The 19631-nt window shown below is 67.8% G+C and carries 18 protein-coding genes; 11 read left to right on the forward strand and 7 right to left on the reverse strand.

Annotation, left to right across the window (positions count from 1 at the left end):
- The first annotated feature begins 365 nt into the window (after window positions 1-365).
- Together VAR608DRAFT_RS34115 and VAR608DRAFT_RS34120 are read left to right on the forward strand one after the other, a co-directional pair.
- Window positions 366-2255, forward strand: coding sequence for an ATP-binding cassette domain-containing protein (locus VAR608DRAFT_RS34115; RefSeq protein WP_088958085.1), 1890 nt, complete (start codon window positions 366-368; stop codon window positions 2253-2255).
- Window positions 2256-2367: 112 nt separating this feature from the next.
- Window positions 2368-4062 carry a phospholipase D family protein gene (locus VAR608DRAFT_RS34120; RefSeq protein WP_088958086.1) on the forward strand — a complete coding sequence of 565 codons (1695 nt, stop codon included), beginning with the start codon at window positions 2368-2370 and terminating at the stop codon, window positions 4060-4062.
- Between the two features lies 1 nt (window position 4063).
- On the opposite strand, the gene VAR608DRAFT_RS34125 is transcribed toward VAR608DRAFT_RS34120, so the two are convergent.
- Window positions 4064-5491 carry an aminotransferase-like domain-containing protein gene (locus VAR608DRAFT_RS34125; RefSeq protein ID WP_088958087.1) on the reverse strand — a complete coding sequence of 476 codons (1428 nt, stop codon included), beginning with the start codon at window positions 5489-5491 and terminating at the stop codon, window positions 4064-4066.
- Window positions 5492-5660: 169 nt separating this feature from the next.
- Window positions 5661-7397 (reverse strand): IS1634 family transposase, encoded by a 1737-nt coding sequence (locus tag VAR608DRAFT_RS34130; protein WP_088958838.1) that lies wholly within the window; start codon window positions 7395-7397, stop codon window positions 5661-5663.
- Window positions 7398-7561: 164 nt separating this feature from the next.
- On the opposite strand from VAR608DRAFT_RS34130, the gene VAR608DRAFT_RS34135 reads away from it, so the two are divergent.
- The 8 genes from VAR608DRAFT_RS34135 (at window position 7562) to VAR608DRAFT_RS34170 (ending at window position 14198) form a co-directional block, all read left to right on the forward strand.
- Entirely contained in the window at window positions 7562-8161 is a 600-nt protein-coding gene (locus VAR608DRAFT_RS34135) for a LysE family translocator (protein WP_088958088.1), read from the forward strand.
- A complete protein-coding gene (locus VAR608DRAFT_RS34140) occupies window positions 8158-9090 on the forward strand; it encodes a DMT family transporter (protein WP_088958089.1) in 933 nt (310 codons plus the stop codon). Before VAR608DRAFT_RS34135 ends, VAR608DRAFT_RS34140 begins: the two co-directional genes overlap by 4 nt.
- 30 nt (window positions 9091-9120) lie before the next feature.
- The gene (locus VAR608DRAFT_RS34145; protein ID WP_088958090.1) at window positions 9121-10335 is read left to right on the forward strand and encodes an aminotransferase-like domain-containing protein; all 1215 of its coding nucleotides are present in this window, start codon (window positions 9121-9123) and stop codon (window positions 10333-10335) included.
- A gap of 21 nt (window positions 10336-10356) precedes the next feature.
- The gene (locus tag VAR608DRAFT_RS34150) at window positions 10357-10998 is read left to right on the forward strand and encodes a glutathione S-transferase family protein (protein ID WP_088958091.1); all 642 of its coding nucleotides are present in this window, start codon (window positions 10357-10359) and stop codon (window positions 10996-10998) included.
- Between the two features lie 5 nt (window positions 10999-11003).
- Window positions 11004-11912 (forward strand): PhzF family phenazine biosynthesis protein, encoded by a 909-nt coding sequence (locus VAR608DRAFT_RS34155; protein WP_172843938.1) that lies wholly within the window; start codon window positions 11004-11006, stop codon window positions 11910-11912.
- Window positions 11913-12048: 136 nt separating this feature from the next.
- Entirely contained in the window at window positions 12049-12735 is a 687-nt protein-coding gene (locus VAR608DRAFT_RS34160) for a VOC family protein (RefSeq protein ID WP_088958093.1), read from the forward strand.
- Between the two features lies 1 nt (window position 12736).
- On the forward strand, window positions 12737-13369 hold the full coding sequence (locus tag VAR608DRAFT_RS34165) for a LysE family translocator (protein WP_088958094.1): 633 nt from the start codon (window positions 12737-12739) through the stop codon (window positions 13367-13369).
- Window positions 13370-13556: 187 nt separating this feature from the next.
- A complete protein-coding gene (locus VAR608DRAFT_RS34170; protein ID WP_088958095.1) occupies window positions 13557-14198 on the forward strand; it encodes a response regulator transcription factor in 642 nt (213 codons plus the stop codon).
- Between the two features lie 21 nt (window positions 14199-14219).
- On the opposite strand, the gene VAR608DRAFT_RS34175 is transcribed toward VAR608DRAFT_RS34170, so the two are convergent.
- Window positions 14220-16826 (reverse strand): ATP-binding protein, encoded by a 2607-nt coding sequence (locus tag VAR608DRAFT_RS34175; protein WP_157731191.1) that lies wholly within the window; start codon window positions 16824-16826, stop codon window positions 14220-14222.
- A 119-nt stretch (window positions 16827-16945) separates the two neighbouring features.
- Window positions 16946-17734 (reverse strand): DUF1266 domain-containing protein, encoded by a 789-nt coding sequence (locus VAR608DRAFT_RS34180; protein ID WP_157731192.1) that lies wholly within the window; start codon window positions 17732-17734, stop codon window positions 16946-16948.
- Between the two features lie 256 nt (window positions 17735-17990).
- Between VAR608DRAFT_RS34180 and VAR608DRAFT_RS34185 the strand changes: the two genes are divergently transcribed.
- Window positions 17991-18665 (forward strand): histidine phosphatase family protein, encoded by a 675-nt coding sequence (locus VAR608DRAFT_RS34185; RefSeq protein WP_088958098.1) that lies wholly within the window; start codon window positions 17991-17993, stop codon window positions 18663-18665.
- On the opposite strand, the gene cutA is transcribed toward VAR608DRAFT_RS34185, so the two are convergent.
- Genes cutA through VAR608DRAFT_RS34200 form a run of 3 tightly spaced genes read right to left on the reverse strand, consistent with a single transcriptional unit; the run spans window position 18656 to window position 19620 of the window.
- Entirely contained in the window at window positions 18656-18991 is a 336-nt protein-coding gene (gene cutA, locus VAR608DRAFT_RS34190; RefSeq protein WP_231973060.1) for a divalent-cation tolerance protein CutA, read from the reverse strand. The two genes, VAR608DRAFT_RS34185 and cutA, sit on opposite strands and share 10 nt — an antisense overlap.
- A 22-nt stretch (window positions 18992-19013) precedes the next feature.
- The gene (locus VAR608DRAFT_RS34195; protein WP_088958100.1) at window positions 19014-19355 is read right to left on the reverse strand and encodes a hypothetical protein; all 342 of its coding nucleotides are present in this window, start codon (window positions 19353-19355) and stop codon (window positions 19014-19016) included.
- A gap of 19 nt (window positions 19356-19374) precedes the next feature.
- The gene (locus VAR608DRAFT_RS34200; RefSeq protein WP_088959136.1) at window positions 19375-19620 is read right to left on the reverse strand and encodes a GlsB/YeaQ/YmgE family stress response membrane protein; all 246 of its coding nucleotides are present in this window, start codon (window positions 19618-19620) and stop codon (window positions 19375-19377) included.
- Between the last annotated feature and the right edge of the window lie 11 nt (window positions 19621-19631).

The following is a 19631-nucleotide window of genomic DNA, read 5'->3' on the forward strand; positions in this document are numbered from 1 at the left end:
CATCACATTCCGAAGAACCTGATTCGCTGCCGTGTTTGGCGGAGCCTGCGATTATGACAGGTTTTTTTAAATCCTGTCAACCGCTAGGGTCTTTACCTCTTCTTCGCTTTTTTTCAACTTCTCTTGGCGATCCGTTGATTTAGCGGAGCCTGCGATTATGACCTGTTTTTCGGAACATCGTCAACACCTCGGCTCTTTCTTGCCCCCTCTCTGCGATCTCTTTGAGATCTCTTTGAGATCTCTTCGAAAGGAGCCCTGAATCGCTTGCGCGTCTTCAGTCGAGCCAGTGAGTATATGCCATTCTTACCCACTGCCAATCGGCATCGTCACCAGCGCGCTGGACCCGATCGGATAATCCCGGCTACATGGCACTCATCACCCTCCTCGACGCGCAACTGGCGTTCGGTCACGTCCCGCTGCTGGATCATGCGGATTTCTCCCTCATCGAGTCCGAGCGGATTGGATTGATCGGAAGGAACGGCGCCGGCAAGTCGTCGCTCCTGAAGATCCTCGCAGGGATGGAGAAGCCCGACGATGGGACCCTTCAGGTGCAGCAAGGGCTGCGGATCACCTACGTCGCCCAGGAACCTTCGCTCGACGCGGACTCGGACGTGTTCACGTCAGCCAGCGCGGGTCTCGCGCACGTCATCGCGCTTCGGGATCAGTATCTGTCGGCCGCCCCCGGCGTGGATCTCGACGCGCTGCAGTCGCAGATCGAGGCATTCGATGCATGGAACTGGGAACAGCGCGTCGAGGAAACGCTTCATCGCCTGCATCTGGACGGGTCGGCGCGTGTCGGCGCTCTGTCCGGCGGCACCCGCAAGCGAGTGGCGCTGGCCCAGGCGCTCGTCGCGGCGCCCGACGTCCTGCTTCTCGACGAACCGACCAATCACCTCGACCTCGATTCGATCGAATGGCTCGAGCAGTTGCTCATCGACTTCAAGGGCAGCGTGGTGACGATCACGCACGACCGGAGCTTCCTCAACCGCGTCGCGACCCGGATCGTGGAGCTGGACCGGGGCAAGCTCAGCTCGTATCCCGGCAACTTCGAGCAATACCTCGTGCAGAAGCAGGAGCAGCTCGCGCAGGAAGCGATCGTGAATGCCAAGGCCGACAAGCTGCTCGCGCAGGAGGAGGTCTGGATACGCAAGGGCGTGGAGGCCCGCCGCACGCGCAGCCAGAGCCGCATCAACCGCCTCATGGAACTGCGCGCCAACCGGGCGGCGCGGCGCGAGGCGCTGGGCAGCGTGAACATGGATGTCTCTTCCGGCCAGGCCAGCGGCAAGATCGTCGCGGAACTGACCGGCGCCTCCAAGTCCTTCGGCGACAGGACCATCGTCCGGAACTTCACGAGCACGATCCTGCGCGGCGACAAGGTGGGACTCGTCGGCCCCAACGGTGCCGGCAAGACGACCTTGCTGAAGCTGATCCTCGGTGAACTCGAGCCGGACAGCGGCACGATCCGCCGCGGGACCAATCTGCAGGTGGCGTACTTCGATCAGATGCGCAACGCGCTCAACCTGGATGCGACGCTGGAGGACTTCATCAGCCCGGGCAGCGAGTGGATCGAGATCGGCACCCAGCGCAAGCACGTCAAGAGCTACCTGGCCGACTTCCTGTTCTCGCCGGCGCGGGCGCACTCGCCGGTGCGCTCCCTGAGCGGCGGCGAGCGCAACCGCCTGCTCCTCGCGCGACTGTTCGCGCGACCCGCCAACGTGCTGGTGCTCGACGAGCCCACCAACGACCTCGACATCGACACGCTCGAACTGCTCGAGGACCTGCTGCAGAACTACGACGGGACGGTCTTCCTGGTCAGCCACGACCGCACCTTCCTCGACAACGTGGTGACGAGCACGATCGCGTACGAGGGCGATGGCCGCTGGCGCGAATACGAAGGCGGCGTCCAGGACTGGCTCACCCAATCCAGGCGGGCACGCGAGATTGCGGAGCAGCGTGCGGCCGCTTCGGCACCCGCGCCCGTCGCCCCACCACCGCCCGCGCCACAGCGCAGCAATCCCAAGAAAAAGCTCGGCTACAAGGAACAGCGCGAGCTCGAGATGCTTCCGTCCCGGATTGCCGAGCTGGAAGACGAGCAGAAGCGGATCGCCGAGATCCTCGAGAAGGATGGCGGCGCGATCTACGGAACCGATGCCTCCCGCGCCGCGGAACTCGGCGAGCGCCACGCCCAGATCGAAGAGGAACTGCTCGCCGCGCTCGAGCGCTGGGAAGAACTCGGCTCCGTCGGCCAGGGATAGCGGCGTCGTTGTCTGACGCGCGGCACGCCGGGGCCGCGCTATACGTGTGGCGTCGAGGCTTTTCGAACGCCGCATGAGGTCACTTCATTCTTTCAGGCGACTCTCTGTTGCGATGCAGCGCCTGGGCGTCGCGCTTGGCATGGTCCTGTGCCTGTCGGCGTGCGCCGAGTTGCCCAAGAATGTCGAGCGCCCGGTTTCCACGGCGCTGGAATCGCCGGCGGACACGCCTCTGGCGTTGCTGGTGAAGCAGCGCCGCGAGGCGGCCGCAACCCGCTACGACTCCGGCTTTCTTCTCGTCGACGGCCCCCAGGCGGCCTATGGCAGCCGGCTCGCGCTGGCCCAGGACGCGCAGAAGACCCTCGACCTGCAGTACTACGCGATCCGTGCCGATGCGAGCACGGCGCACCTTCTTCGGGCCGTGCGCGACGCGGCCCGGCGCGGCGTACGGGTCCGCATCCTGCTCGACGACTTCCACAGCACCGGGCGCGATGCGGTCGTGATGTACCTCGCGTTCGAACCGAACATCGAGATGCGGATGTTCAACCCGCTCGCCGGCGCGAGGACGTCGACGCTGTCCCGGCTCGTCAACTCGATCGACGACGCCGCTCGCATTCAGCAGCGGATGCACAACAAGCTCTTCGTCGCCGACAACGTGCTCGCCGTGACCGGCGGCCGCAACCTGGGCGATGCGTACTTCGGCAATGCCCCCAACGCCAATTTCGTCGATCTCGACGTGCTGGTGGCAGGGCGCATCGTGCAGGACCTGTCACGCAGCTTCGACGCCTACTGGAACAACGAACGCGCCTATCCGGTGGAGTCGCTGGTCACGCGCAAGGAGCTCGACAAGATCCGCGCCGACGCCAAGGCTGCAGCCGAGCGCGAACGGTCGGCGCCCCAGGAGCCGCAGGCCGGCGAAGGCGGCGCGGCGCAGGCCGACCCGCGACCTCCGCGATGGGACCGGCAGCCGATGGACCTGCGCACCGCCTCGTTCGTGTGGGCCCCGGCCGCGGTGATGGTCGACAAGCCGGCCAAGATCCCGCCGGACCGGTCGAACGCGACGGGCGTCAGTCGCAAGGCGCCGGGCGTCGAGGTCACCGGCGGGAAGGCAGGTCCGTCCGGCAAAGGCAGGAGCGGCGCTTTGCAGGTCGCGGTCAACGCCGCCGCGGACGGAGATACCGTGGTCGAAGGATTGCTGCAGCTGATCGGCCTCGCGCGCCAGGACCTGCTGATCATCTCGCCCTACTTCGTCCCCGGGCCGGACATGAAGCAGGCCTTTGCCGCCGCGCTCGCGCGCGGCGTCCGGATCCGCGTCCTCACCAACTCCCTCGCTTCGAACGACGCGCCGGTCGCCCACGTGGGCTATGCGCGCCATCGCGACGAGTTGCTGCAGATGGGCGTCGAGCTCCACGAGCTTCGCAGCGAGCAGGCCGGCCTCGGCAGCGCCTTCGGTTCGTCGGGCGACAGCGCCGGGGGCGAGTCCCGTTCCATGCTGCATTCGAAGGTGCTGGTCATGGACGGACAGTGGGTGGTGGTCGGCTCGATGAACCTCGACCAGCGCTCGCAGCTTCAGAACACCGAGATCGCGATCCTGGTCCGCAGCAGCGAACTCTCGCGCATCGCCACCGACAAGATCGAGGTCGCGCTGCGCGAGGGCGCGTGGCACGTCGAGGAAGAAGACGGCCAGCTGGTGTGGCGCGCGCCGCAGGGCAGCGGGCTGCAGGATGCGACCACCGAGCCCGATGCGAGCCCCGGTCTGCGGCTGATGATCAAGCTCTTCGGACCGCTCGCGCCGGACCGGCTTCTGTGACTCAGAGTTGGTCGCGCACGCGCGCGAACACCCGCCAGAACGTCGCGTCCTGCGCGGTCGCGAAATTGATCCGCATCAGCGTTGTCGGCGGCCGCCGCGCATGGAACAGGGAGCCCGGCGCGATGAGATAGCCCTCGTCGAGCATGCGTTGCGTCAGGGCGTCCGTATCGACGCCGGTGTCGACCCAGCCGAACAGGCCGGCGGGCTCTGCCGCCAGCTTGCAGCCGGCATGCAAGGCCAGCTTGACCGTGCGGCCACGAGCGCCGTCGAGCCGCAGTCGAATGCGTTCGGCATGGCGGCGCAGCTGCCCCTGGTCGATGCACCAGGCCAGGGCGCGCTCGAACAGCGAGGGCGTCGTCAGGGTCGCGATCAGCTTGGTTTCCAGGAAGCGCCCGACCAGCGCCGGCGAAGCCGCGAGAAAACCGATGCGCCAGTTCGGCGCCAGGATCTTGGCGAAGCCGCTCACATAGACCGTGCGCCGCAGGCCGTCGAGCGAGCTCAGCCGCGTTGCATGTTCGGGCGCGAGATGGCTGTAGGTGTCGTCCTCGACGATGTGGAAGTCGTACTTGTTCGCGAGCTGCAGCACGCGGTGCGCGCTGCCCGGCGAAAGGCTGTAGCCGGTCGGGTTGTGCAGCACGCTGACGCTCACGAAGAGCTTCGGCCGGTGGCCTTCGCCGGCATTGCAGTAGCGCTCCATCACTTCCAGATCGGGGCCGTCGGCATTCCGCGGCACGGGAAGGATGCGCATGCCGAGCGCTTCGAGCCGCGCGAATTCGAGCGCCCATCCCGGCTCCTCGACCATCACCGGATCGCCGGGCCGCAGCAGGGTGCGGCTGACGATGTCGAGCGCGTGCGTGGCGCCGACGGTCGTCACGATCTGGTCGGGGGCCGCCGGCACGTTGATGCGCGCCAGCTTGGCCGAGAGGCTGCGCCTGAGGCCGCTGTCGCCCGCCGGTTCGCCGTACTGCAGCGAGAACTCCTGCAACGCCTTGGTGCCGGTCACGCGCCGGAGCGCAGCGGGCATGAACGTCGATTCGAGCCAGTCGGGCGGAAACACGCCCATGCCCGGCTGCGGCTTGTCGCTCGGACGGTGGAACATGCCGCGAATCAGCGTGCTGGCGTCGGCGGCAACGACCGGCGCAGGCGCCGGTTGGGTGACGAAGCTCATGCTCATGGCCGCGGCGCCGCCATTCACCGTCGCGGCATCGCGCACGAAGAAGCCCTTCTGCCGCCGCGCCTCGACCAGGCCCTGCGCGAGCAGCTGGTCATAGGCCGCGACCACCGTGTGCGGGCTCACGCCCTGCTGCCGCGCGCACTCGCGCACCGAGGGCAGGCGCGCGCCCGGGGCCAGCAGGCGATTGCGGATCCGCTCGGCAAACCGGTCCGCGAGCTGGCCGGTGAGCGACTGGGAGGAGGTTCGTGTCAGCATAGGCGCCTGCTTCTGTGTCGATCGATGGACCAATACAGACCAGCTTCTTGTTCGAATAACTGTATCGCTACTGTAATGGTCCCAAGTTTAAACTGAAGTTCCCCGAAGCGGCGAGCGAGATTCCTTTGTGACTCAAGCACTTGCTTGAGTTGGCCAGGAAGTTTTCTGTCTACGGCTTGATGTTTTGCACGAGCGCGAGGGCGCGCAGGTGAAGTGGCTGCGCGTTGGTGAGCAGCTCGAAGGTGGGCGCCTCGGGGGCTGCGTTGGGCGCGCGGCAGGTATTGCGCACGAGGGTGGCGAGCTCGGCCATCAGGGTGGAGAAGCTGTGCGCGGGCGTGCCGTCCTCCAGTGCGTGGTGCGACGCCTTCGCCTGAGCGGCCTTGGAGCGCGTGGCCGGTGCCACGGGGTCACGCGCGGCCTTGGCCTGCTGGTCGGTGTCGGCGAACATCAACGCGCGCCAGGCCTCGCGCATGTGCCACTCGACGTAGTAGGCGAGCATGCACAAGAAGATGTGCGCGCGCACCCGATCGGCCGTGTGGTGATGGATGGGGCGCACCTTCAGATCGATGGTCTTGAGCGAGCGGAACGCACGCTCGACGTTGGCCAGGGACTTGTAGTTGCGCACGCACTCAGCCGAGTCCATCTGCGCCGCGCTCACCGACGTGCGGATAATGTAGATGCCGTCCAGCGCCGCCTCGGCGGCGACGGCGTCTGTCCTGCGCGCGAAGGTGAAGGCGTTCTCGCCGATCACCAATTCGAAGTGCTTGGCGACCTTGTACTGGTTGACGAGCTTGCCCACACGCAGGCCGATCTCGTCCTTGCCGGCGAGCTTGCCCGCATCCACCCGGGCCTTGATCTTCGCGAGGCTGGCCTCAGTGGCTGCGAGCAGTTCCTCGCGCTTGTGCGTGCGCAGCTTGGCAAGCTCCGGATTGCGGCACGCCACCAGGCGCTCGCCGGGGAAGTCCGGCGAGCTCAGTTCGAGCAGGTTGCGCTCGTCGAACAAGCCCAGCTGCAGGTGTCCCTGCTCGACCAGCGCGCGGATCGAGGCGCTCTTCAGCGCACTGATCCAGCCCACGCCCTCGCACTCGCGCATCTCCTGGATGGCCTTGCTGGAGATCATGCCGCGGTCCCCCACCATCACCAACTGCTGGACGCCGAAGGCCTCGCGCAGCCGCTTGACCTCGGGCAGCAAGGTCTGGCTATCGGCGACGTTGCCCTCGTGCACCGACACCGCCACCGGGCAGCCCCGCGCATCGGTGAGCAGCCCGTAGTTGACCTGCAGCATGCCCTTCCTGCCGTCTCGGCTGTAGCCGAGCCTGGCCAGAGGGCAGCAGTTGCCTTCGAAGTAACTCGACGACAGGTCGTACAGCACCAGGGCGCCAGCGCCCAGGTGGAGCGCGGCGAGCTTCTTCTGGATGCGATCCTGGCGCGCGAGCAGCCAGTCCATCGCCGCGTACAGGTCGTCCTCGTCGGCGTCGGCGACACCGAAGTCCTCGGCCAGCGTGGTGGTGTGCCACCAGCGCGTGGTCGCGAGCTTGGTGTGGGGGGCTGCGATGCGCGCGGCGATCATCGCGAGCACCAGGTCGCGCTCGCGGCAGGGCTTGGAAGAGAGCAGCGAGGCCATCTCCAGGGCCGCCATCGCGGCGCCAACGGCCTGCACATGGCCGTGGGGGCGCGAGCGCGTGATCTCGAACGCCGAGGCCACCGGCACGAAGGTCTCGCCCTGCAGCGAGCGCCGGATGATCTCGATGAGTTCATCGGGCAGGTGCGAGAGATTGCCTAACGTCTCGTTCTTGACCTTGCCGTCCTCGCGGTAGCTGCGACGCAGCAGGTGGGTGCGATAGACCTGGTCCTTGTAGATGCGAGTCGTAGTGACGACGTGAGCGGTACCGGTGCGGGCTGCCATGCTGATCACTTTAGGCGATGCATCTCCAATAGTCAACCTATTTTAGTGACTACATGTTACATCCAAAAAAATCCTCCACAGAGGAGGATTTATCAGCAGCGACAGGTACTTGCCGCCGTTGGCGTGACTACAGAGGGCGGGAACTCCGGTTTAAAGTGTGCCCCATGAACTGGCAAGAATTCACCGCGCTGCTGGTGCTGGCCACGGCGATGAGTTTCTCGCCAGGTCCGAACACGACGCTCTCCACCGCACTGGCCGCGAACGGCGGGCTGCCGCGCGCGATGCGCTTCGTGGTCGCGGTTCCCGTGGGCTGGACGCTGCTGCTCGTGCTGTGCGCGGCCGGTATCGGCGCCCTGGTGGTGGCCGTTCCGTCGCTGCGCTGGGGCATCAAGGCGTTCGGCATCCTCTACCTGCTCTGGCTCGCATGGAAGCTCGCTCGCAGCACGTCGCTCGGCCAGGCGGACGGCGCTCGCCTCAGTGTCGGATTCACGCAGGGCGTGCTGCTGCAGTTCCTCAACATCAAGGCTTGGCTGCTGGCGCTGACGCTGGTGGCCGGCTGGATCGCCGGGCAGCCGGATGCGATGGGCCGTCTTGCGATCGTGGCGCCGGTGATGCTGGTCTACGCGTTCGCGAGCAACCTGAGCTACGCGGTCGCCGGCGCCTTGCTTCGCGAATGGCTGGCGCAGGGGCGCCGGCTGTTGTGGTTCAACCGCTTCATGGGCGCCGTGCTGGTGCTCACTGCCTGGTGGATGCTGAGCGTATGAAGAAGGTCCGGGACGAGACGCTCGGCATGTGGCTCGGCGTGCTCGGCGTGGCCTTCTTCGCCGTCACGCTGCCGATGACGCGGCTCGCGACCGGCACACAGGCCGATCCGCAGCTCTCGCCGTGGTTCGTGACGCTGGGACGCGCGGCGCTCGCCGGCGTGCTGTCGGCGATCTTCCTCCTCGTCACGCGCGCTCCGCGGCCGCGGCCGAACCACTGGCGGCCACTGGGCATGGCGGTGCTGGGGAACGCCATCGGCTATCCGCTGTTGCTCGCCTATGCGCTGCGCGTCGTCAGCGCGAGCCATGCGGCTGTCATCACCGCGCTCCTGCCGCTGGTCACGGCGGCGTGCGCCGCATGGGTGCTGCACCAGCGCGCGCGGCTGGGATTCTGGCTTTGCGCCATGGCGGGCAGCGCGCTCGTGGTCGTGTTCTCGCTGCTGCGCGCCTCGGGCCACGGCGCGGGCTTCGGTTTCGAGTGGGCGGACCTGCTCCTGGTCGGCGCGGTCTTCGCGGCCTCGCTGGGCTACATCTACGGCGCGCAGGTCACGCCGGCACTCGGCGCGGAGCGCGTGATCTGCTGGGTGTGCGTCCTCGCGCTGCCGGTCACCTTGCCGGGCACGATCCTGCTCTGGCCGGAGCAGGCGGTGGCCGCGTCGGCATGGGTCGGGTTCGTCTATGTCGGCGTGTTCTCGATGTGGGTCGGCTTCTTCGCCTGGTATCGCGGCCTCGCGATCGGCGGCGCACTCCGCGTGAGCCAGACGCAACTGCTGCAACCTTTTCTTTCCATCCTCGCCGCGATGCCTTTGTTGGGCGAGCCCCTCGATATCGTTACGCTCGGCTTCGCGGCCGCCGTCGTGGCCACCGTCATTGCCGGCAAGCGGCTTTCGCAACCTGCCATGCCTGCCGCGCTCGCCCCGGCTTCGCGATAGCGATTCACACACACATTAAGGAGTCAAGACATGCAATGGAAACTCGCCGCACGGGCCGAAAAGATGAACCCTTCGGTCATCCGTGAAATCCTCAAGGTCACCGAACGCCCCGGCATCATCAGCCTGGCCGGCGGCCTGCCTTCGCCGAAGACCTTCCCGATCTCGGCCTTCGCCGAAGCCTGCGCCAACGTGCTGCACAAGGACGGCCAGGCGGCGCTGCAATACGCGGCCAGCGAAGGCTACGGCCCGCTGCGCGAAGCCGTGAGCCGGATGCTGCCCTGGAAGGTGGACCCGGCGCAGGTGCTGATCACGACCGGCTCGCAGCAGGGCCTGGACCTGATCGCCAAGGTGCTGCTCGACCCCGGCAGCCGCGTGCTGGTCGAAACGCCGACCTACCTCGGCGCGCTGCAGGCCTTCTCGCCGATGGAGCCCGAGCCGGTGAGCGTCGCGAGCGACGACGAGGGCGTGCTGGTGGACGACCTGGTCGCCAAGTCGAAGGACGCGCGCTTCGTCTACCTGTTGCCGAACTTCCAGAACCCGACCGGCCGCACGATGACCGAGGAGCGCCGCGCCGCGGTGTCCGACGCGGCGGCCAAGGCCGGCCTCCCGATCATCGAAGACAACCCCTACGGCGAACTCTGGTTCGACGAGGCGCCGCCGCTGCCGCTCACCGCGCGCAATCCGGAAGGCTGCATCTACCTCGGCTCGTTCTCGAAGGTGCTGGCGCCCGGCCTGCGGCTCGGCTTCCTCGTGGCGCCGAAGGCGATCTTCCCCAAGCTGCTGCAGGCCAAGCAGGCGGCGGACCTGCATACGCCGAGCTTCAACCAGCGCATGGTGTCCGAGGTCATGAAGGAAGGCTTCCTGAACCGGCACGTGCCGACGATCCGTGCGCTCTACAAGCGCCAGCGCGATGTGATGCTGGCCGCGCTCACGCGCGAAATGAAGGGGCTGCAGGTCGAGTTCAACAAGCCGAATGGCGGCATGTTCCTGTGGCTGCGCCTGCCGGCGGGCGTGGACGCGGTCGCGCTGCTGCCCAAGGCCGTGGAGCGCGGCGTGGCCTTCGTTCCGGGCCTTCCGTTCTACGCCGGCGAGGGCGATCCGCGCACGCTGCGCCTGTCCTTCGTGACCGCCAGCGGCGAGGAGATCGACACCGCCATCGCCGCGCTGGCCGATGCGATCCGCGAACAGCTCGCGCACAGCGCCGCGGCCGAAGTGCAGCGGCAGATGGCTGCCAACCCGGGCTGAGGCCACCCCGAAAGACCCGACATGCTCAACATCTGGGGACGCATCAGCTCCATCAACGTGCGCAAGGTCGTCTGGTGCGCGCAGGAACTCGGGCTCGACTTCCAGCGCACGGAAGCGGGCGGCAGGTTCGGCGTGGTCCAGACACCCGAATACCTCGGGATGAATCCGAATGCGATGGTGCCGGTCATCGACGACGGCGAGGGCGCAGATCGGGTGGTGCTCTGGGAATCGAATGTCATCGTGCGCTACCTGTGCGCGAAGCACTCGATGGGCCGGCTCTACCCCGAGCCGCTGGCCGAGCGCTTCGACGCGGAGCGCTGGATGGACTGGCAGCAGACCACGCTGAACCCGGTGAGCGGCGGCGCCTTCAAGCAATGGGTCCGGACCCCGGCCGCGCAGCGCGAGCCCGAGGTGATCGTCCATTCGGTGAACGCCACGGAACCGCTCTTCGCCCTGCTCGACGCCCACCTCGCCACCCGCACCTTCATGCTCGGCGACCGCTTCACGATGGCCGACATCCCGGTCGGCTGCGAAGCGCATCGCTGGTTCGGGCTGCCGCAGACCGAATACACGCGGCCCTCGTGGCCGAACGTCGAGCGCTGGTTCGCCGACCTGCGCACCCGGGCCGGCGCGCGCGGCGTTCTCGACCTCCCCCTGGAATGACTCCCATGAAGACCCGCCCCTTCAAGCAAGTCGACGTTTTCACCTCGACACCGTATTTCGGCAACCCGCTCGCCGTGGTGCTCGACGGCACCGGACTCGACGACGCGACGATGCAGCGCTTGGCGGCATGGACGCACCTGTCCGAGACCACCTTCCTGCTGCCGCCGACCGACCCTTCGGCCGACTACCGCGTGCGCATCTTCACGCCGGGCGGCGAGCTGCCCTTCGCCGGCCATCCGACGCTGGGCAGCTGCCACGCCTGGCTGGAGGCCGGCGGCAAGCCGAAGGCAGGCCATCTCATCGTGCAGCAGTGCGCGAAGGGCCTGGTGCCGATCCGGCGCGAAGGCGAGCGACTGGCGTTCGCCGCGCCCGCGCTGCGTCGCAGCGCGCCCAGCCCGACCCTGCTGGCGAAGGTGGCGGGCGCACTCGGCATCAAGGCCCAGCAGATCGTCGCGGCGCAATTGCTGGACAACGGTCCGGTGTGGCTCGGGCTGCTGCTGAACGACGCCGACAGCGTGCTCGCGCTCGCGCCCGATCACCGTGCGCTGGCGGAGCTCGGTCAGAAGGTCGGCGTCGCCGGCCTCCATCCGGCAAGCGCCTCGTCACCGTTGATCACGCGCTCGAACCGCGAGGCCCGCGCCTTCTCGCGGGCGGAAGAAGCGCCTGCGCCAGCCATCGAAGTGCGCGCCTTTGCCGCTCCCATCGGCGTCGAGGAAGACCCGGTCACCGGCAGCTTCAACGCCAGCCTTGCCGAATGGCTGATCGCCGAGGGCCACATGGCGGACCATTACATCGCCTCGCAGGGCCAGGTGCTGGGCCGCGACGGGCGCGTGCACATCCTGCGCGACGCCGACCGGCAGGTCTGGGTCGGCGGGGACTCGGTCACCTGCATCGACGGACAGGTCACGCTCTAGCCTGGCCGGCCATGAGCCGCCCGGCCGTTCCGAAGGCGAATCCCGAAGCGCCGCTGCGCGAGGGTAGTCCAATGAGCCCCCGCCCGGCTGTTCCGAAGGGGGCTCGCACCGCAGTGCGGAGTACGGAGGTTATCCAATGAGTGCGCGCGTCGACCATCTGGTGATCGCGGCCCGCAGCCTCGACGAAGGCGTCGGCTGGTGCGAGGCCACGCTCGGCGTCGCGCCGGGCCCGGGCGGCGCGCATCCGCTGATGGGCACGCACAACCGGCTGATGAAGATCGCGAGTGCCGCCTTCCCGCGCGCCTATCTCGAAATCATCGCAATCGCGCCAGGCGCGAGGCCGACGCGCGGCAGCGCGAAGCATCGATGGTTCGACCTCGACGACGCCCATCTGCAGGCGGCGCTCGCGCGCAGCGGCCCGCGCCTCGTGCATTTCGTCGCCGAGGTGCCGGACGCGCATGCGGCGGTGCAGGCGCTCGGCCATGCGCGACTCGATCGCGGCCACGTGATCGAGGCCTCGCGCGATACGGCGGCCGGCCGCCTGTCGTGGCAGATCACGGTGCGCGACGACGGGCAGCGCCTCTTCTATGGCACGCTCCCCACGCTGATCCAGTGGGGGCCGGTCCACCCGAGCGACAGCATGGCCGAATCGGGCGTGAGGCTGCGCTCGCTGGATCTTGCGCATCCGCGCGCCGCGGATCTCGAAGTCGCGCTGCGCACCATCGGACTTTCCGGCGTGTCGCTCGCCAGCGGCGCACCCGATCTCCATGCCGTGCTCGAAACACCGGGCGGCACCGTCTCGCTGCATTCACAAGGCATCTGAGGTGCTGACACCCACCGACCTCGCATGGTTCGCCCTGGCAGCCCTGGTGCTGGTCCTGACGCCCGGGCCCAACATGATCTATTGCGTCTCCCGTGCGCTTTGCCAGGGCCGGGCGGCGGGCCTGATCTCGCTGGGCGGGGTCCTGCTCGGCTTCGTGGTGCATCTGATGGCGGCGGCCCTGGGGCTCACGGCGCTGCTGGTCGCGGTTCCCTTCGCCTTCGACACGATCCGGCTCGCCGGCGCGGCCTACCTGCTCTGGATCGCCTGGCAGGCGGTCAAGCCCAACGGCAGCGCGCCGTTCGAAGCCCGCCTGTTACCGCACGACCGGCCGGCCAGGCTCTTCAGCATGGGTTTCCTGACCAATGTGCTGAACCCCAAGGTCGCGATGTTCTACCTGTCGTTCTTTCCGCAGTTCCTGCATCCGGACCGCGGCTCGGTCCTGCTGCGAAGCCTGGCGCTGGGCGCGATCCAGATTCTCGTGAGCGGCGGGATCAACGCCCTGCTGGTTTTCAGCGCAGCAGGCATCACCGCCTTCCTCTCGCGCAGCCGGGGCTGGCTGCTGGCGCAGAGGTACGTGATGGGAAGCGTTCTCGCGGCGCTGGCGGTCCGCATCACCTTGTCGGACAGGAAGTGAGCTGACCGGCGCCGCGAGCACGGACGCGCTCGCGATCGCCGAAGTTCATCCTTGGTGACATTCATCACCGAATCCACCATACTGCGCCCCGCCTGGAGCCGGGCTTCCACTGACTGGCGCCCTGTAGAATTTGTGCCCCTGATCCCCAGGGGGCCCCTCCTGCGGCCCTCAAGAATGGTTGGATTGCATGAACAAGCGCGTCATCGTCGCCGACGACCACCCCATCATCCGGGCGGGTGTGCGCATGGTGCTGGAAAGCGCGGCGAACGTCTCGATCGTCGCGGAAGCCGATTCGCCGGAAGCGCTTCTGTCGACATTGCGCGAAATGCCTGCCGACCTGCTCATCACCGATTTTTCGATGCCGGGCGGCCAGGAGGCCGACGGCCTCGGCCTGCTCCAGCGCATCCGGCGCCTGTATCCTGAGCTGCCGATCATCGTCCTCACGATGGTGGGCAATGTCGGCGTGATCGGTGCGATCCTCGGGACGGGTGTGCGCGGGCTGATCGACAAGGCGGCCGGGATGGCCGAGATCTCGCTCGCGATTCAGGCGGTGGGCCAGGGACGGGACTATGTCAGCACCACTTTCAAGCAGAGCCTTCTGCAGAGCCAGTTCGACTCCGAAGCCGGCGTTGCTGCCAGGCTGTCGCCGCGGGAAGTCGAGGTGCTTCGCCTTTTCGCGTCCGGCATGACGGTGTCGGCGATTGCCGATCGGCTTTCACGCAGCGTCAAGACGGTCAGTCGTCAGAAGACGGATGCGATGAGCAAGCTCGGCCTCAAGAGCGACCTCGAGATCTACGCTTTCGCTCGCGAGCACAACCTGATTTCCTGAGCGGGTCCTGAAGGACTGCGTTCACGCCGCGCCGCGCGCATGCCATGCGACGAATGCGGTCGCGCGCAGCATGACGGAGGCGAGTTCGCGACGAGCCGGCGGATAGAGCGCGAGCGCCGTCGGGTCGGAGTCGCCGTTCTCCACGGCCTGGAAGGCGCGCACCGCCTCGTCCTCGTCGAGCTGGTGGCAGGCCGAACTCAGGCGGTGCGCGAGCTGGCGCAGCACCGCGTGGTCGGCCGCGGCGGCGGCCCGGTCCATCGCCTGCAGGTCGCGCTCGGTGGCCGTCACGAAGACGCCCACCAGCCGGGCGACCTTGGCCGCATCGCCATCGCACAGCTGCATGAGCCGGGTGTAGCGCGCCGACGGGGCGGCGGCAGCGCTGCCCGCGGCCCCCGCACCGGCCTGGCCGGCGCCTTCCTGCTGCGCCGCCGCCCCCTGGCGCAGCAGCACCTTCGACAGCGCCTCGCGCAGGTCCCCGATCTGCAGCGGCTTGGACAGGTACGCATCCATGCCCAGCGCCAGGCAGCGCTCGGCCTCGCCCTGCAGCGCATTGGCCGTCAGCGCCACGATCGGCAGCCGCGGCAGGCCCCGGGCGGCTTCGCTGTGGCGCAGCCGCCGGGTCAGCTCGTAGCCGTCCAGCCGCGGCATGTGGCAGTCCGTCAGCAGCATGGCGTAGCCCGCGCCGCCCGCCTGCGCCGCCTGCAGCATCTCCCAGGCCTGCTGGCCGTCCTCGGCGCAGTCGCAGGCGTAGCCCAGCTTGAGCAGCTGGCGCGTGATGACCTCGCGGTTGATCGGGTGGTCCTCGGCCAGCAGCACGCGCTGGCCCTGGCCGCTCGGCAGGGCGGCGGGCGAGCTCCGGGCGGGCGCCGCCGGCTGCTGCTGCTGCCGGGCCGCCGCATCGATGGCCAGCCGGTGCGGCGCACTGCGCCCGGGCGCGGCGCCCACGCTGGGCACCCACGGGCGCAGCGGCAAGGTCACGATGAAGCGGCTGCCCACGCCCAGCGCGCTCTCGCAGCGCACGCTGCCGTGCATCAGCTCCACCAGCTGGCGCACGATGGTCAGCCCCAGGCCGGTGCCGCCATAGCGCCGCGTGGTGGCGATGTCGGCTTGGCGGAAGGGCTCGAACAGCGTCTTGACCGCCCGCGGATCGATGCCGATGCCGGTGTCCTGCACGGCCAGCTCCAGCTCGCCCTGGGCGGTGCGCAGCACCTCTAGCCGCACCTCGCCGCGGTGGGTGAACTTGATCGCATTGCCGATCAGGTTGGTGAGCACCTGGCGCAGCCGCACCGCGTCGCCCACCACGAACTGCGGGATCGCCGCATCGACCTGAAAGCCCAGCCCGATGGCCTTGCGCGCGGTCTCGGCGCCGAAGCTGGCGCAGACGTCTTCCACCAGGCTTGCCAGCGACAGCGGCCGGCTCTCGATGTCCAGCATGCGCGCCTCGATCTTGGAGAAGTCCAGGATGTCGTTGATGATGGTCAAAAGCGACATCGACGACTCGCGGCAACGCATGAGCATGGTGCGCTGCTCGTCCTCCAGGGGCGTGTCCAGCACCAGGTCGATCATGCCCAGCACGCCGTTCAGGGGCGTGCGCACCTCGTGGCTCATCATGGCCAGGAAGTGGGCCTTGGCGTCCACCGCCGAGCGCGCCTCCTCGGCCTTGGTCACCAGGCTCGCCTTGAGGGCTTCCTCCTCCGAGATGTCCTTGGCGATGCCGATGAAGGACACGGTCGTGCCCTTCTCGCCTTCGCCTTCGCCCGGCTCGTCTTGCACCGACATGTTGCCGCGCAGCTCCAGCGTGCGCTCCACGCCGTCGGGGCCGCAGATGCGGAACTGCTTGCGGTAGGCGCCGCGGCGCCGGTGGTACACCTCCTCCAGGCGGGCGGCCACGCGCTGGCGGTCCTGCGGGTGCACGCGCATGAACAACTGGCGGTAGGTGACCGGCTCGTGCTCGCCGAAGCCGCAGATCTCGCGGATGCGGCGGTCCGCGGTGATGGGCGAGTCCAGGAACGCCGGGTCGCTCAGGTGGGCACGCCTGCGCAGCCGCGTCACCGAGCGCCACACGCCCAGGCCGCCGAGGCTCAGCGCCAACTCCAGGTCGGCGCGCGACTGCTCGAGTTCGCCCCGGATCTGCATGTCCGCGGTGACGTCGATCGACAACCCGACAACACCCAGCGCCCGCCCGCGTTGGTCGTAGATGGGTTGCTTGCGCGACTGGAAGTTGTGCACGACACCATCGACCGCAATCTCATCGTCGTAGGTGCGCGCAACACCCGAGGCCATCAGATCGCGGTCCTGGGCCGAGAATCGCTGTGAAAGGGCGGCCCCGAAGACGTCCTGATCGCTCTTGCCGATGACACGCTCCGAATCGACGTGGAAGACGCGCTCGAACTCCGTGTTCAAGGCCCTGAAGCGGAGCCGGGAGTCCTTGACGAAGAGCGCGTGCGGGACCGCATCGAGAATGGCATTGAGCTCATCGCCGCGCCGCTGCGCCTGCAACGAACTGAGGAAGCGCAGCACCGCCAGCGCCGCGATGCCGACGGAAATCAGGGCCATCCAATGCCAGGCCAGCTCGATCGCCGTGGGCCGCCCGAACAGATAGCTCGCGGCGCCCAGGAGACAGGTCAATACGGTCGCGAAGATTCCGCCGTCGAGCACCCGCCGCAGAGGTCCGGGCGTCGCACCGGGACGAAAGCTCCCACCGGAATTCGACGAATGAAAGGGCGACACGAACGGAAGAGATGGCGCTAGACCACAGCCCTGGAATCCGGACGCAGAGCGTCCGCAGGAAGACCCGGCGCCACCGCACGTGCCACGCTCCACGATGACGCGAACCCGATCGGCGAGCGCCGGCCGCGCAGGAGAACGGAATGCGTGCGCGAGTAACGCTCCCACGCCGACGTCTCGAAGACTTCCATCGCGCCTCGCATGCCGAGACCGACCAGCGCCGCCAGCGAGTAGACCTCCCAGGAGCCGTAGTGCATGCGCGCACGGATGGCCAAACGCTCCAGCACCGCTTCGGCGTCGCGCTGCGACACATGACCCACCGCGCACGCGAGACGGACCAGATAGGCGAGCTGCTGGATGTCCCATGCCAGCACGCTGAGATGACCATGGCTCATGTCGTCGGCGGAGGCAAGGCGCTCGGCTGGCGACCGGTGAGGAGTGCAGGCACCGTCGGCCCCCAGGCGCTGTTCTTCGAGCCATGCGGCAACCGCCCGCATTTCCGCCGGGGAGATTTCCCCCAGTCGCTCCATGCGCTGCCCGATCACCCGAAGGCAATCCGCACGGGTCTGGATCCCCCAGTGCTCGGCCAAGAGACGCCGGACATGCCGTTCGGGCAGCGCGCTCGCCAACTGGTTGAAGTTGTCGTTCATGAGCACGGCGAAGTTCGCGCTGAGCAGGCATCCGAACAGCCGCTCGGGCGACATCTCCTCGGTCGGAGCGAACTCGACTCGTCGCGCGCCGAACCGCGGTCGAACGAAAGCCCACGGCATCAAACACCACACCAACGCGGCAGCAAGCAGAACCATCATGAGCGTTCCCCGGATTTGTCTGGAGTGAGGACGGGCGGTGCATCGCCCAGCGAGCTTCGATTCAGACTGGGACCCCCACGAATCGAGTGAAACCGATCGTAAAAAGGGGAGCCCGGGAGACCCATGAGAACCATCTGAAAAGGCGCGGGCGACCACGCGCCGAAGCGGCTCTTCGTGAACAAGTCCGCCCGCGGGTCGTTGAGAAAGGTCACCGCGGTGACGCGGAAAACCGCCGTCGATGGGCAGAATTCGCCGCATGGGAACCCTCTATCTCGTGCGCCACGGCCAGGCCAGTTTCGGCGCGGCGGACTACGACCAGCTGAGCGACCTGGGCCACCGGCAATCGGTGCGCCTCGGCGAGTACTGGCGCGAGCGCGGCGTGCGCTTCGATGCGGTGATCACCGGCACCTTGCGGCGTCACCGACAGACCTGGCAGGGCATCGCAGAGGGCCTGGGCCTGTCAGCGGACGATGTCCTCCCCTGGCCGGGGCTGAACGAATACGACAGCGAGGCCATCATCGCGACCATCCACCCCGGCAAGCTGGAGAAGGCGGATACGCCGGATCTGTACAGGCATCACTTCCGCCTCCTGCGCGACGGACTCAATGCCTGGATGGAAGGCCGCACCGCACCGGCGGGCATGCCGAGCTACGTCGATTTCCTGGCCGGCGTGACCAGCGCGCTGGACCATGTGCGCGCCCGGCACCATGGCGCGAAGGTGCTCGTGGTGTCGAGCGGCGGACCGATCGCCACGGCGGTGGGCCACGTGCTCGGCACCCCCCCGGCGACCACGGTGGAACTCAATCTCCGGATGCGCAATTCGGCCGTGACCGAATTCGCGTTCACGCCGAAGCGCCACACCCTGGTGACCTACAACACGCTGCCCCACCTGGACGGGCCGGCGTACGAGAACTGGATCACCTACTCCTGAGCACGCGCTGTCGTGCTGCCGGCCCTGAGCCAGTCCAGATAGTCGGCCGAGCCGGCCGTGATCGGCACGCGGACGATCTCGGGCGTCTGGTAGCTGTGCCGCTCGCGAATGAAGGCCTCGAGCGCGCCATAGCGCGCGTCGAGCGTCTTGATGTGCAGCACCCATTCCGGCTCGCGGTGCAACACGTCCTGCCAGATGTAGAGGCTGCGCACCCGCTGCACCTGGACGCATGCAGCGAGCCGCGCCTCGACGATCGCCTCGGCGAGCGCCTCGGCCTCGTCCTCGGTGCCGATGCTCGTCATCACGATGCAAGCGCCTGAATCCATGTGCATCTCCCGGATGGATGAGCTAGCCTTGCCAGACGCCGTATCCCGCCTCGCGCAGCGCGATGCCGAGTTCCACCTCCATCTCGCGCGCGGCTTCATAGGGCATCGGGTTGTACATGGCGTAGAGCGCGGGCAGCAAGCGCAGGCCATGGTCGCGCACGTAGGCGTTGGCCTGGATGCCGGCCTTGTGCTTGTCGAAGCGCACGTCCGGGTCGAGCCCGGTCATGCCGACGTAGACGAAGGGCATGCCGAGCTTGTAGCCGGGATTCGCCCGCCGGAACCGCGCCGCGTTCCACACGCGATCGTCGAGTTCGATCACGTAGACGTGATGATGATGGCGGCTGCGCGTCTTGCGCGTTGGCATGCGGCGAGGCGGCGCGATCTCACTTGCGCTTGATCAGGCCGTAGATGAACAGGAGCACGATCGCGCCGAGCACCGAGGCGATGAATCCGGCCCCCTGCCCCGCCGAGTACCAGCCCATGGCCTGCCCCGCGTAGGTCGCGACCAGCGAACCGGCGATGCCGATCAGCGTCGTGACGATGAAGCCGGCCGAGTCGTCGCCGGGCTTGATGGCGCGCGCCACGAGGCCCGCAACGAAGCCGATCAGAATGGTCCAAACGATGTGCATACGGTGCCCCC

The sequence above is a fragment of the Variovorax sp. HW608 genome (assembly GCF_900090195.1).
Taxonomy (GTDB): Bacteria; Pseudomonadota; Gammaproteobacteria; order Burkholderiales; family Burkholderiaceae_C; genus Variovorax.